11 protein-coding genes are annotated in these 13,334 nt (G+C 73.9%); 7 read left to right on the top strand and 4 right to left on the bottom strand.

Features of this window, described 5'->3' with window-relative positions:
• Positions 1 to 69 precede the first annotated feature (69 nt).
• A complete protein-coding gene (locus OSR43_RS02440) occupies positions 70 to 1,608 on the top strand; it encodes an adenylate/guanylate cyclase domain-containing protein (protein ID WP_302269410.1) in 1,539 nt (512 codons plus the stop codon).
• 90 nt (positions 1,609 to 1,698) lie between these two features.
• Here the strand turns inward: OSR43_RS02440 and OSR43_RS02445 are convergent, their stop codons facing one another.
• A complete protein-coding gene (locus OSR43_RS02445) occupies positions 1,699 to 2,592 on the bottom strand; it encodes a LysR family transcriptional regulator (protein ID WP_302269412.1) in 894 nt (297 codons plus the stop codon).
• A gap of 135 nt (positions 2,593 to 2,727) precedes the next feature.
• Here OSR43_RS02445 and OSR43_RS02450 point away from each other — a divergent pair, with 135 nt between their 5' ends.
• The gene (locus tag OSR43_RS02450) at positions 2,728 to 4,230 is read left to right on the top strand and encodes an aldehyde dehydrogenase family protein (RefSeq protein WP_302269413.1); all 1,503 of its coding nucleotides are present in this window, start codon (positions 2,728 to 2,730) and stop codon (positions 4,228 to 4,230) included.
• A 122-nt stretch (positions 4,231 to 4,352) separates the two neighbouring features.
• On the opposite strand, the gene OSR43_RS02455 is transcribed toward OSR43_RS02450, so the two are convergent.
• The gene (locus OSR43_RS02455) at positions 4,353 to 5,816 is read right to left on the bottom strand and encodes a YdiU family protein (protein ID WP_302269416.1); all 1,464 of its coding nucleotides are present in this window, start codon (positions 5,814 to 5,816) and stop codon (positions 4,353 to 4,355) included.
• A 50-nt stretch (positions 5,817 to 5,866) separates the two neighbouring features.
• Here OSR43_RS02455 and OSR43_RS02460 point away from each other — a divergent pair, with 50 nt between their 5' ends.
• From OSR43_RS02460 to OSR43_RS02480, 5 genes are all read left to right on the top strand, one after another.
• Positions 5,867 to 6,223: a hypothetical protein gene (locus OSR43_RS02460; protein WP_302269418.1), complete on the top strand. Its 357-nt coding sequence runs from the start codon at positions 5,867 to 5,869 to the stop codon at positions 6,221 to 6,223.
• Positions 6,224 to 6,407: 184 nt separating this feature from the next.
• The gene (locus OSR43_RS02465) at positions 6,408 to 7,505 is read left to right on the top strand and encodes a sugar ABC transporter substrate-binding protein (RefSeq protein ID WP_302269420.1); all 1,098 of its coding nucleotides are present in this window, start codon (positions 6,408 to 6,410) and stop codon (positions 7,503 to 7,505) included.
• Positions 7,506 to 7,636: 131 nt separating this feature from the next.
• Positions 7,637 to 8,410: an ATP-binding cassette domain-containing protein gene (locus OSR43_RS02470; protein ID WP_302269422.1), complete on the top strand. Its 774-nt coding sequence runs from the start codon at positions 7,637 to 7,639 to the stop codon at positions 8,408 to 8,410.
• 10 nt (positions 8,411 to 8,420) lie between these two features.
• Positions 8,421 to 9,701, top strand: a complete 1,281-nt coding sequence (locus OSR43_RS02475; protein WP_302269423.1) for a sugar ABC transporter permease — start codon at positions 8,421 to 8,423, stop codon at positions 9,699 to 9,701.
• 7 nt (positions 9,702 to 9,708) lie between these two features.
• A complete protein-coding gene (locus OSR43_RS02480; RefSeq protein WP_302269424.1) occupies positions 9,709 to 10,938 on the top strand; it encodes an ROK family transcriptional regulator in 1,230 nt (409 codons plus the stop codon).
• Here OSR43_RS02480 and OSR43_RS02485 read toward each other — a convergent pair.
• Together OSR43_RS02485 and xylA are read right to left on the bottom strand one after the other, a co-directional pair.
• Positions 10,935 to 12,128, bottom strand: coding sequence for an ROK family transcriptional regulator (locus tag OSR43_RS02485; protein WP_302269425.1), 1,194 nt, complete (start codon positions 12,126 to 12,128; stop codon positions 10,935 to 10,937). The two genes, OSR43_RS02480 and OSR43_RS02485, sit on opposite strands and share 4 nt — an antisense overlap.
• Positions 12,129 to 12,130: 2 nt before the next feature.
• Positions 12,131 to 13,297 (bottom strand): xylose isomerase, encoded by a 1,167-nt coding sequence (xylA, locus tag OSR43_RS02490; RefSeq protein WP_302269426.1) that lies wholly within the window; start codon positions 13,295 to 13,297, stop codon positions 12,131 to 12,133.
• Positions 13,298 to 13,334 lie beyond the last annotated feature (37 nt).

Genomic DNA, 13,334 nt, shown 5'->3' on the forward strand with positions numbered 1-13,334 from the left:
CTGGCCACCACGGGCACGCCGTGGGACCAACGGACCTGACCAGGCACCGGGACCGGGCGGAGGTGGGGCATGGCGAGGCGCTCGGCACCGTTCGGCGCGCGCGTCCTGGGCCGCCCGGACCAGTCGGTGCGGTCGCTGCGGCTGCGCGTCCAGCTGCTGCTCACGGTGATGCTGGTGAGCACGAACGTCATCGCGGCCGGCGTCGTCTTCCTCATCGCCTCCTTCGTCGTGCCCTCGCCCCGGCCGACCGGCGGGACGCTGGTCTCCCTGGCCATCGCGGTGCCGACGTACGTCGGCGTGGCGGTCGTCATCGGCCTCGGGGTCGGCACCCGGCTCAGCCTGCGGGCGCTCCGCTGGGCGACCCAGGGCGCCGAGCCCGACCTGAGGCAGCGGCTCGCCGCGCTCCGCGTGCCGCTGTGGCTGACCGTCATGCAGGGCGCGCTGTGGCTCGGCGCGACCGTGCTGTTCACGACGCTGTCGCTGGTCCTGCAGCCGGAGCGGGCGCTCGGGTCGGGCGTCGCGGTCGGCATCGCCGGGCTGGTGGCGTGCGGCATCGCCTTCCTGCTCGCCGACTTCGTGATGCGGCCCATCTCGGCCCGCGCGCTCGACGGCCTCGCGGTCACCGACCGGCCCCGCGGCGCGGGTGTCGGTGGCCGGATGGTGCTCTTCTGGTGCCTCGGCACCGCCGCGCCCGTCGGCGGGATGGTGGTTGCCTCGATCGTCGGGCTCGCCGGCGACGACGACGCGCGCGGCCGGCTCCCGTTCACCGTGCTGGCGATCAGCGCGGTCGTGCTCGTCTTCGGCCTGCTGACCACGGTGCTCAACGCCCGGTCGGTGGTCGCGCCGGTCATCTCGGTGCGCGACGCGCTGCTCGACGTCGAGCAGGGCGACCTCGACCGGGAGGTCGTCGTCTTCGACGGCACCGAGCTGGGCTCGCTGCAGGCGGGGTTCAACGCGATGGCCCAGGGGCTGCGCGAGCGCGAGCAGCTGCGCGACCTGTTCGGCCGCCACGTCGGCCGCGACGTCGCGCTGGCCGCGGCCGCCCGCGGCGTCGAGCTGGGCGGGGAGTCGCGCGTGGTGTCGGTGCTCTTCGTCGACCTGGTCGGCTCCACGACGTACGCAACCCGGCACGACCCGGCGGAGGTCGTGGACACGCTCAACCGGTTCTTCGGGGTGGTGGTCGAGGAGGTCGACCGGCACCAGGGGCTGGTCAACAAGTTCATCGGCGACGCCGTGCTCGCGGTCTTCGGCGCGCCCGTCGACCACCCCGACCACGCCACCGCCGCGCTCTCGGCGGCCCGGGCGATGGCGCGCCGGCTGGCCGCGGAGGTCACCGAGATCGACGCCGGCATCGGCGTCGCCACCGGGGAGGCGGTCGCGGGCCACGTCGGCGCGGCGAGCCGGCTGGAGTACACCGTGATCGGCGACGCGGTGAACAGCGCCGCCCGCCTCACCGACCTGGCCAAGGAGGTCCCCGGCTGCGTCCTCGCCGCCTGGGCGACCGTCGAGGCGGCGACGGCCGAGGAGGCCAAGCACTGGAAGCGCCACGACCCGGTCGTCCTCCGCGGTCGCCACGAGGAGACCGACACCGGCGTGCTCTGCGGCTGACCGGGCCGGGGGGGGTCTCCAGCGACCGTGTGGTCGCTCCACACGCGGCAGGACGCGTGCCCAGCGACAAGAAGGTCGCTGAACGCCCCCTCAGCGGAGCTCGGCCGCCCGCGCCTGGACCTCGCTGCGGATGGCGGCGAGCGCGGCGACCGCGGGCGCGCGACGGACGCTCGCGCTGGCGAGGGCGGCCACGAACGTGAGCTCGACGCGCACCCGGCTGGGCAGCACCGGCTCGAGGCCCGTCGAGCGGCGGGCGAGGAACTTGGGCAGCAGAGCGATCCCGGCGCCGGCCCGGGCCGCCTCGAGCTGCGCGAAGACGCTCGTCGAGCCCAGCTGGACCGCCCGCTTGGCGAAGAGCCGGTCGACCAGCTGCAGGTCGCTGACGCGCAGGGATCCCTCGACGTAGTAGACGAGCGCGTGGTCGTCGAGCTCGGAGAGCGACCGCGGCCGGCCGGCGTCGTCGAGGTAGGCGGGCGCGGCGAAGAGCCCGAGCTCGTACGCCGCGATGTCGATCGTGCGCACCCGCGGGGACAGCGGCTCGCCCACGCCGACCTCGACGTCGGCCCCGCTGCCGTGCACGATCGGGCGGGTCGCGGCGGTCAGCTCGACGGTGACCCGGGGGTGCCGCCGGCGCAGCGCGGCGAGCGCCGGCGCGGCGTACACCGCGGCGAACGCCTCGGGTGCCGAGACCCGCACCAGGCCGGCGAGCTCACCCTCGGCACCGTCGCCGTCGCGGGTCAGCGCGTGCCGGGCCGTCGTCACCGCGCGCTCCACCGACTCCGCGGCGGGCAGCAGGGAGCGCCCGAGCTCGGTGAGGTGGCAGCCGCGGGTGGTGCGGGAGACGACCGGCGCGCCGACCGTGGCCTCGAGCGCGTCGAGCCGGCGCGAGATCGTGGAGTGGGTCAGCCCCAGCGCGGTGGCGGCGGAGCTGAGGTTGCCGGTGCGGGCGACCTCGAGCAGCACCACCAGGTCGTCGGCCCGCATCGCCGTACCTCCTCCGGCGTCGATCGGCTGTGCATCCTCGCACAGCCGGTGTGCGCGGGTCGGCGTTGTCCCCGGCGGCCGGGTGGGCGAACCTGTACCGGTCCGGCGCACCACCGAGCCCAGGAGACCGCACCCGTGAAGCTGCAGACCACCATCGACGCACCCGACGCCGGCACCCCCGACTGGCCGATGCTCATCGGCGGGGAGTGGGTCCCCTCGGAGAGCGGCGAGTGGCGCGACGTGGTCACGCCCGCACGCGCCGAGCAGGTCCTGGCCCGGGTCCCCGAGAGCACGAAGGCGGACCTCGACCGCGCGGTCGCGGCCGCCACGGCGGCGCTGCCGGCCTGGCGGGCGCTGCACTTCCGCGAGCGCGGCACGATCCTGCTGCGCATCGCCGACGCGCTCGAGCAGCGCGCCGAGGACTTCGCCCAGCTGACCGCCCAGGACACCGGCAACGCGCTGCGCACCCAGGCGCGGCCGGAGTCGGCGACGCTGGTGGCGCTGTTCCGGTACTTCGGCGGCGTGGCTGGTGAGTTCAAGGGGACCGTGCTGCCGGCCGGCGACGACCAGCTTCAGTACACCCGGCTGGAGCCGCTCGGCGTGGTCGGCGCGATCCTGCCGTGGAACTCCCCGCTGATGATCGCCGCGATGAAGCTCCCCGCCGCGCTGGCCGCGGGCAACACGCTCGTGGTCAAGCCCGCCGAGGACGCCCCGCTGACGATCCTCCTGCTCGCCCAGGTGATGTCCGAGCACCTGCCCGCCGGCGTGCTCAACGTCGTCACCGGCGTCGGCGAGACCGTCGGCCAGGCGATCTCCGAGCACCCGGGCATCCACAAGGTCTCCTTCACCGGCTCCTCCGAGGTCGGGCGGGTCGTCGGCGCGACCGCCGGTGGCCGGCTGGCCCACCAGTCCCTCGAGCTGGGCGGCAAGAGCCCCAACATCGTCTGCCCCTCCGCCGCCGCCCCCGACGTCATCGAGGCGACCGCCGAGGGCGTGCTGCTCGCGATGCGCTTCACCCGCCAGGGCCAGTCCTGCACGGCCGGCTCGCGGCTGTTCCTCCACGAGGACGTGCACGACGAGTTCCTGCGCGTGCTGGTCGAGAAGGTCTCGGCGCTCAAGGTCGGCGACCCGCTCGCCGAGGAGACCGACATGGGCGCGATCATCAACCGCTCGCAGTACGAGCAGGTCCTCGACTACATCGAGGACGGCAAGTCCCAGCCCGGCGTCCGGGTCGCGCTGGACATGTCGCGCGAGGTCCCCGAGGGGCTCGAGGGCTACTACCAGGGCCCGACCATCCTCGCCGGGGTCGCCAACGACTGGCGGATCGCCCGCGAGGAGGTCTTCGGCCCGGTCCTGGTCGTCATCCCGTGGACGGACGAGGACGACGTCGTGGCGATGGCCAACGACTCCCACTACGGCCTCGCGGCGTTCGTCTGGTCCCGCGACATCGACCAGGCCCTCGGCCTCGCCCACCGCATCGAGTCCGGCTGGGTGCAGGTCAACCAGGGCGGCGGCCAGGTGATCGGCCAGTCCTACGGCGGCTACAAGTCCTCCGGCATCGGCCGGGAGTTCTCCATCGAGGGCGCCATCGAGGGCTTCACCCAGACCAAGCAGATCAACGTCAAGCTGGGTCGCTGAGGCTCGCGCCGGCCGGATGGTTCATCGGCCAGCCGCTGGAACTCCTGGTTGGCCGCTGAAACTTCAGCGGCCGACCGACAGCTTCATCGGCCAGCCGCTGAAGCTTCCGGCCGCCCGCCCGCTCACGTCCCGCAGTACGTCGTGTACGACCCGAAGTCGGGCGGGGCGGGGGCGGCGTACGCCTCCAGCCCCGGGCGCTCGTCGTACGGCGCGCGCAGCACGTCGACGAGCCGCTCGACCGGCCCCAGGTCGCCGGCGGTGGCGGCGTCGAGCGCCTCCTCGACAAGGTGGTTGCGCGGGACGTAGACCGGGTTGACCCGGTCCATGGCGTCCGCGTCCGGCCCGAGGGCGCGCCACCGCTCGAGCCAGTCGTCGAGGACCGGGAGGTCGAGCACGATCCCGCGGACCGGCTCGGCGTCCCCGCGGGCGGCGGCGGAGAGGGCGCGGAAGAACGACGTCCAGTCGACGTGCCCGGACCGCAGGATGGGGAAGAGCTCGTCGACCAGGCGCACCAGCACGTCCTCGGCGAGCCCGGCGGGCAGGCCGGTCTTCAGGCGCATCCGCTCGGTGAACGCCGCGCTGTAGGTGCTCCGGAACGCCCCGAGCGCCTCGGTGGCGATCTCGATGGCGCGGTCCTCGGACTCGTCGAGCAGCGGCAGCAGCGCCTCGGCGAGGCGGGCGAGGTTCCACTCGGCGACGACGGGCTGGTTGCCGTAGGCGTAGCGCCCGCCCTCGTCGATCGAGCTGAACACGGTGGCGGGGTCGAAGGCCTCCATGAACGCGCACGGGCCGTAGTCGATGGTCTCCCCGGAGAGCGTCATGTTGTCGGTGTTCATCACGCCGTGCACGAACCCGATCGACATCCACTGGGCGACCAGCGCCGCCTGCACCGCGACCACCGACTCCAGCAGGGCGAGGTACGGCGCGGCGGCCTCCCGCGCCGCGGGGTGGTGCCGGTCGATCGCGTGGTCGGCGAGGCGGCGCAGCAGCTCGGTGTCGCCCGTCGCGCGGGTGTACTGCACCGTTCCGACGCGGAGGTGGCTCGACGCCACGCGCGCCAGGACCGCGCCGGGGAGCACCGTCTCGCGCTGCACCTTGCGGCCGGTGCCGACGACGGCGAGCGACCGGGTCGTCGGGACGCCCAGGGCGTGCATCGCCGTGGCGACCACGTGCTCGCGCAGCATCGGCCCGACCGCGGCGAGGCCGTCACCGCCGCGGGCGAAGGGCGTGCGCCCCGAGCCCTTCAGGTGCAGGTCGCGGGTGCGGCCCCGGCCGTCGACCAGCTCGCCCAGCAGCAGCGCGCGCCCGTCGCCGAGCCGCGGCGAGAACCCGCCGAACTGGTGGCCGGAGTAGGCCTGGGCCACCGGCCGTGCGCCCTCGGGGACCACGGTGCCGGTCAGCAGCCCCAGCCCCTCGGGGCCGCGCAGCCAGGCGGGGTCGAGGCCGAGGTCGGCCGCGAGCTCCTCGTCGAGGGCCAGCAGGCGCGGCTCGGGGGCCTCGGCGGCCTGCCACGGCACGGCCAGCTCGGGCAGCTCGTCGGCGAAGCGGTGGCCGAGGCGGACAGTGGGGGAGGGTGCGACGCTCACCTCCTCGAGAGTACGTCGCCGGGCCGACCCGTCTGGGGGAGGATCGGGTCGTGGCCACCGTGACCGTGCACGACGACGTCCTCTCCCTGCGGCTCACCCGGGCCGAGAAGATCCTCGGCCTGCTCCGCGACGTGGACGTCCCGATCTCGGCGGTGACCTCCGTCGACGTGGTCGACCCCGCCCGCACCGCGGTGCGCGGGGTGCGGGCGCCGGGCTACGCGCTGCCGGGCCACCGCCTCGTCGGCACCTGGCGCGGCTCCTCCCGGCTCCTGGTCGCCGTCCGGCCGCGCCGCCCCGCGCTCCGCGTGGTGCTGGCGGGCCAGCGCCACGACGAGCTGGTCGTCGAGGTCGGCGACCCGCACGCCATCGCCGGGGCGATCAGCCGCGCGGTCGCCGACAGCGCCTGAGCCGGGCCGGACGGGCCGCCGCGGCCACGAGGCGTCAAGTAACGGTTTGGAAACGTCCGGACAACCTGGGCGCTACCTCTGGACGTGACTGCGGTCACCTCATATGTTGTGCCGCACAACAAACGCGCGATGCCCTCCGGAGGTCGGTAGAGCGGGCGCGGAGATCGCTGAGGAGGCGGATCGCGTGAAGCGGAAGCACAGCCTGGCCCTGGCAGCCCTGATGGGGCTGGCCATGACCGTCACGGCCTGCGGGAACGACGACGGCGGGGACACCGCCAGCAGCGGCGAGAGCTCGTCCTCGGGCGCCAGCGCCGACGGCAAGATCGGCGTCATCCTGCCCGACACCGAGTCGTCGGTGCGCTGGGAGAGCGCCGACCGCCCGGCACTGGCGGCGGCCTTCGACGAGGCCGGTGTCGAGTACGACATCCAGAACGCCGAGGGCGACGCGGAGCGGATGACCCAGATCGCCGACTCCATGATCGGCAACGGCGTCACCGTCCTGGCGATCGTCAACCTCGACTCCGAGTCGGGCGCGGCGATCCAGGAGAAGGCGTCCTCGCAGGGCGTCGCCACCATTGACTACGACCGGCTCACGCTGGGCGGCTCGGCGGAGTACTACGTCTCCTTCGACAACACCGTCGTCGGCGAGCTCCAGGGCCAGGGCCTGGCCGACTGCCTGGGCGACAAGGCGGCGAACATCGTCTACCTGAACGGTTCGCCGACCGACAACAACGCCACCCTCTTCGCCGAGGGCGCCCACAGCGTCCTGGACGAGAAGGACTACAAGGTCGTCGGTGAGCAGGCCGTCCCGGACTGGGACAACGAGGAGGCCGCCACGATCTTCCAGCAGCTCTACACCGCCGCCAACGGCAAGGTCGACGGCGTCCTCGCCGCGAACGACGGCCTCGCCGGTGCCGCGATCGGCATCCTCGAGGGCAACGGCCAGGCCGGCAAGGTCCCGGTCACCGGCCAGGACGCCACCGTCGAGGGCCTGCAGAACGTCCTCGCCGGCACCCAGTGCATGACGGTCTACAAGTCCGCCACGCAGGAGGCCAACGCGCTGGCCGAGGCCGCGATCGCGCTGGTCAACGGTGACGAGGCCGAGACCACCGGCACGACCACCGACAGCGAGGGCGGCCGCGACGTGCCGTCGATCCTGCTCGAGCCGCAGTCCATCACCAAGGACAACGTCGGCGACGTGATCGAGGACGGCGGCCAGAAGGCCGAGGACGTCTGCACCGGCGAGTTCAAGAAGCTCTGCGCCGACGCCGGCATCTCCTGACGCCTGCTGCTCAGGCACCGCAGGTCGCCGGCCCACCGGCCGGCGACCTGCCCCGATCGGCGCCCGGGCCGCACCGCGGCCCGGGCGTCTTTCGTTCACTCGAACAACATTTTCCGAGGGAGTAGGACCTCATGACACAACCGCTGCTCGAGCTGCGCGGGGTCAACAAGAGCTTCGGTGTGGTGCACGTCCTGCACGACGTCGACTTCGCCGTCTACCCGGGCCAGGTCACCGCGCTCGTCGGTGACAACGGCGCCGGCAAGTCCACGCTGGTCAAGATCATCGCCGGCATCTACGGCCGCGACAGCGGCGAGTACGTCTTCGAGGGCGAGACCGTCAACGTCCACGGGCCGCGCGACGTCGCGGGCCTCGGCGTCGAGGTCGTCTACCAGGACCTCGCGCTGTGCGACAACCTCGACATCGTCGAGAACATGTTCCTCGGCCGCGAGGAGACCAAGGGCATCGGCCTCGACGAGGTCACCATGGAGGCCCGGGCGCGCGAGACCCTCGCGTCGCTGTCGGTGCGCACGGTGAAGTCGGTGCGCCAGAGCGTCTCGAGCCTCTCCGGCGGCCAGCGCCAGACGGTCGCGATCGCCAAGGCCGTCCTGTGGAACTCCAAGGTCGTCCTCCTCGACGAGCCGACCGCAGCCCTCGGCGTCGCCCAGACCCGCCAGGTCCTCGACCTGGTGCGCCGGCTGGCCGACCGCGGGCTCGGCGTCGTGCTCATCTCGCACAACATGGGCGACGTCTTCGAGGTCGCGGACCGCATCACCGCGCTCTACCTCGGCCGCGTCGCCGCCGACGTCCCGACCAAGGACGTCACCCACAGCCAGGTCGTCGAGCTGATCACCGCGGGCCGCTCCGGCGACCTCGGCATCCGCGACAACGCGACCGCCACGATCTGAGGACGAGCAGATGACCCTCCAGTCGGACACCACCGACCAGCGACCGGCAGCCGCCGCCGGCTTCGACAACGACAACCGCCAGGCGGCGACGATCGGCGACTCGGCGCGCGACTACCTCAACCGGATCCGCGGCGGCGACATGGGCTCGCTCCCCGCGATCTTCGGCCTCGTCGTGCTGTTCGTCGTCTTCGCCTCGCTCCACGACCGGTTCCTCACGACGTACAACATGGCCAACCTGGTCGTGCAGGCCGGCTCCATCTGCGTCCTCGCGATGGGCCTGGTCTTCGTGCTGCTCCTCGGCGAGATCGACCTGTCGGCCGGTGTGGCCGGCGGCGCCGCCGCCACGATCAGCGCCCTGGTGATGATCGACCACGACTGGCCGTGGTGGCTCGCCACCATCGCCGGCATCGCGGTCGGTGCCCTCATCGGCGCCGTGATCGGCTCGCTGGTGGCGTTCCTCGGCATCCCGTCGTTCGTCGTCACGCTGGCGTTCTTCCTCGCCCTGCAGGCCGTGCCGCTCAAGCTCATCGGCTCCGGCGGCTCGCTGCGCTTCGACGACAAGGTCCTGCGCGGGTTGTCGATCGAGAACGTCCCGGTCACCGCCGGGTGGATAGCCGCTGCGGCGATCGTCCTGGGCTTCGCGGCGATCTCGCTGGTGCAGTACCGCTCGCGGGCCGCCCGCGGCCTGGTCCACAAGCCGATCGCGCTCGTGGTGATCCAGATCGTCGTGCTCGCGGTGATCGTCCTCGGGCTCACCGCGCTGCTCAGCGCCAACCGCGCCCCGAACCCGGACCTGTTCACCATCAGCGGCATCCCGTGGGTCGCCCCGGTCGTCATCGCGCTGCTGCTGTTCTGGACCTTCGTCCTCACCCGGACCCGCTTCGGCCGGCACCTCTACGCCGTCGGCGGCAACGCCGAGGCGGCCCGCCGCGCCGGCATCAACGTCACGCGGATCAAGATCGCGGCCTTCGTGATCGCCTCCTCGATGGCGGCCATCAGCGGCCTGCTCGCCGCGTCGTACACCGGCAAGGTCTCCCCGGGCTCCGGTGGCGGCAACGAGCTGCTGTACGCCGTGGGCGCCGCGGTCATCGGCGGCACCAGCCTCTTCGGCGGTCGCGGTCGCGCGATCGACGCCGTCGTCGGCGGCCTGGTGATCGCGACCATCCCCAACGGCCTGGGCCTGCTCAACCAGGCGAGCTACATCAACTTCCTCGTCACCGGCGGGGTCCTGCTCCTGGCAGCCAGCGTCGACGCGGTCTCGCGCCGTCGTCGGTCCGCGGCCGGCGTCTAGGGACGGGGTGAGCACCCCGCGGCGCGCCGGCCTCGGCACCAACCAGGAGGCTGTGCGGCGACACAACCTCGGCACGGTGCTGCGCCACGTGCACGGCGCGGGGCAGATCTCGCGCGCCGAGCTCACCACCTCGATGGGGCTCAACCGCAGCACGATCGCCGACCTGGTCGGCGAGCTGGAGTCGCTCGGCGTCGTCGAGCGGGCCCTCCCCGTGGGGGCCCGCTCGGGGGCGGGCCGGCCCTCGGCGGAGGTGCGGCTGGCCGGCGTGGGGCCGTACGTCGTCGCGGTCGACCTCGGCGTCGACCGCGCGGTCGTCGCGCGCGTCGCCCTGGGCGGCGAGGTCGTGGAGCGGGGCTCGGTCCCGATCCCCACCGGCGGCAGCGAGGCGTGGCAGGTCGGCTCAGCGGTGGCCGGCCTGATCCGCCGCGTGGTCGAGGCGGCCCCGCCCTCGGCGCCGCTGATCGGCATCGGCATCTCGATCCCCGGCCTGGTCCGCCGCAGCGACGGTCTGGTCCGCCTGGCGCCGAACCTCGAGTGGCAGGACGTCTCCTTCGGGGCGATCGTGCTGGCCGCGCTCGGCGTGGACATCCCCGTGCAGCTCGCGAACGACGCCGACCTCGGCGCGCTCGCGGAGCACCGCCGGGGCGCCGGGGTCGGGGTCGACGACCTGATCTACATCTCCGGCAACGTCGGCGTCGGCGCGGGCGTCATCACCGGCGGCGTCCGGCTCGAGGGCGCGGGCGGGTACGCCGGCGAGGTCGGCCACCTGCCGTTCGCGCCCGAGGGCCGGCTGTGCCACTGCGGCAACATCGGCTGCTGGGAGACCGAGGTCGGCGCCCACGCGATCGCGCAGGCGATCGGGTGCCCGGAGTCCGAGGTGGTCACCCTCGGCGACGTGCTCGACGAGTACGCCGGGTCCCCCCGCGCGCTCGGAGCGACCGGCAAGGCGCTGGGCTACGGCCTGGCCTCGATCGTCAACGCGTTCAACCCCCGGCTCGTCGTCCTCGGCGGCTACCTCGACTCGCTCTACGCCCTGGTCCGCCACGAGGTCGACGGCGCCCTCGCCGAGCGCGCGCTGCCGGCCCCGCTGGAGTCGGTCACCCTCTCCCTGCCCGGGCTGGGCTCGGACTCGGTGCTCCAGGGCGCGGCGGAGATCGCGCTCGAGCCGCTCTTCGTCGACCCCGTCGCCGCGCTCGGCACGGCCCTCGTCGGCGTCGGCGACCAGCTCGCCGGCTAGCCGCCGGCGAGCTCGCAGGCGGGCAGGTCGGCCGTCCCGCCGAGGACGCCGGCGAGCGACTGCTCGGCGGCACCCAGCGCCGCGGCGCGCAGGTCGAGCGTGCCCAGCCGCAGCTCGGGCCGCACCTGGACGTCGGAGGCCAGGCGCGCGTCGAGCACCCGGCGGGCCGGGTCGAGGACGAGGTCGCCGAGCGGCACGAAGTACCCACCCAGGACGACCACGGCCGGGTCGAGCACGCCGGTGAGGATCGCCAGGCCCAGCCCGAGGTCGTGGCCGACCCGCTCGACGGTGGCGCGGGCGGCCGGGTCGTCGACGGCGCGGGCGGCGACCGCGGCGGCGGTGGTGAGCGGGGTGTCCAGCTCCGGCATGCCGAGCGCGTCCAGCACGGCGTGCAGGCCGATCGAGGCCTCCCAGCAGCCGCGGCGCCCGCAGCCGCAGGGGGCTGCGGGGTCCCCGACGGGCATGTGGCCGACCTCGCCGGCGAAGCCCGCGGCCCCCTGCACGAGCTGCCCGCCGACCACGATCCCGGCGCCGATCCCGACGGTGCCGGTCAGGTAGAGCGCGTGGTCGACGCCGCGGGCGGCGCCGTGGTGGGCCTCGGCGTACGCCGCGCAGTTGGCGTCGTTGACGACGCGGACCTCGCAGCCCAGCGCCTCGGCCAGGTGGGCGACCAGGGTGTCGCCGCGGAGCGGGAGGTTCGGCGCCCAGGCGACCGTGCGGTCGTCGTCGCGGACCAGCGCGGGGACCGCGACGGTCGCGCCCAGCAGGCGCCCGGGGTGCGCCGCGCGCAGCTCGGCGGCCAGCGCGAGCAGCACCTCGAGCCGGTCCTCGCCGGCCGGGCGCGACTCGCTGGCCAGCACGCCGCCGGCGAGGTCGACCACGACGGCCGAGACGTAGTCGACGTTGAGCTCCAGACCCAGCCCCAGGTGGGCGCCGGCGCGCAGGGACAGCGGACGGCTCGGCCGGCCCCGGGCGGGCTGGCCGGGACCGGCCGGGGCGGGCGGCTCCTCGACGACGGCGCCGGCCTCCTCGAGGTCGGCGGCGATCGCGCCGACCGTCGCCTTGGCCAGCCCCGTGCGCTGCGCCAGCTCGGCCCGCGAGGCGGGTCCGAGCCGGCGCAGCGACTGCAGCACGGCCGCGGTGTTGGCGCGGCGCAGCTGGCCGGTGCCGCCGCCGGGGCCGGTGGTCACGCTCAGCGCACGCCGTACAGGTGCTCCAGCGCGAGCTGGTCCAGCAGCTCGAAGCCGGCGCCGCGCTGGGCCAGGACCTCGGGGTCGGGGAGGTCCCACTCGAGGAGCTGCTGCCAGCCCTCGCCGTCGCCGAGGCTGGGCTGGGCCAGCTCGGGGAGCTTCGCGGCCTCGAGCGCCGCCTGCACCTCCGGGTCGGCGCGGAACGCCTTCACCTTCTCGCGCAGGATCAGGTAGTTGCGCATGTTCGCCTCGGCGGTCACCCACACGCCGTTGTCGTCCTCGGTGCGGACCGGCTTGTAGTCGAAGTGCACCGGGCCGTCGTAGCCGCCGGCGAGGAGGGTGTCGACCACCCAGAACGCACCGCGGACGTTGCCCGCGCCGAAGCGGAGGTCCTGGTCGTACTTCGGGCCGTTCTGGCCGTTGAGGTCGATGTGGAAGAGCTTGCCCTGCCACAGCGCCTGGGCGTAGCCCGCCGCGGCGTTGAGCCCGGCCATCTCCTCGTGGCCGATCTCGGGGTTCACCCCGACCAGCTCGGGGCGCTCGAGGCGCTCGATGAACGCCATCGCGTGGCCGACGGTGGGGAGCAGGATGTCGCCGCGGGGCTCGTTCGGCTTCGGCTCGATCGCGAAGCGCAGGTCGTAGCCCTGGTCCACGACGTACTGGCCGAGCAGGTCGAAGGCCTCCTTCATCCGGTCCAGCGCGGTCGCGGTGCCCTGCGAGGCGCCGTACTCCGCTCCCTCGCGGCCGCCCCAGGCGACGTACACCTTCGCGCCGAGCTCGGCGGCGAGGTCGACGTTGCGCATCACCTTGCGGATCGCGAAGCGGCGGATGTCGCGGTCGTTGTTGGTGAAGCCGCCGGCCTTGAACACCGGGTGGGTGAACAGGTTGGTGGTGGCGGTGGTGACGACGAGCCCGGTGTCGGCCAGGCCCTTCTTGAACCGGTCGATGATCTGCTGGCGGGTCGCGTCGTCGCTGCCGAACGGGATCACGTCGTCGTCGTGGAAGTTCACGCCGTAGGCGCCGAGCCCGGCGAGCTTCTCGAGGGCGTAGACGGTGTCCATCGGCGGGCGGGTGGCGGTGCCGAACGGGTCGACGCCCTGCCAGCCGACGGTCCAGAGGCCGAAGGAGAACTTGTCCTCCGGGGTGGGGGTGGGGATCTCGATGCTCATGGGGTGCCTTCCGAGGGGTGGGTCCGGAGGTGGTTCC

The organism is Nocardioides sp. Arc9.136, from assembly GCF_030506255.1.
Lineage (GTDB): Bacteria > Actinomycetota > Actinomycetes > Propionibacteriales > Nocardioidaceae > Nocardioides.

Excerpts from the sequence above, each read along its gene's own strand:
- xylA (WP_302269426.1), bottom strand. The coding sequence starts at position 13,297 with ATGAGCATCGAGATCCCCACCCCCACCCCGGAGGACAAGTTCTCCTTC.
- OSR43_RS02470 (WP_302269422.1), top strand. The coding sequence starts at position 7,637 with ATGACACAACCGCTGCTCGAGCTGCGCGGGGTCAACAAGAGCTTCGGT.
- OSR43_RS02445 (WP_302269412.1), bottom strand. The coding sequence starts at position 2,592 with ATGCGGGCCGACGACCTGGTGGTGCTGCTCGAGGTCGCCCGCACCGGC.
- OSR43_RS02440 (WP_302269410.1), top strand. The coding sequence starts at position 70 with ATGGCGAGGCGCTCGGCACCGTTCGGCGCGCGCGTCCTGGGCCGCCCG.
- OSR43_RS02475 (WP_302269423.1), top strand. The coding sequence starts at position 8,421 with ATGACCCTCCAGTCGGACACCACCGACCAGCGACCGGCAGCCGCCGCC.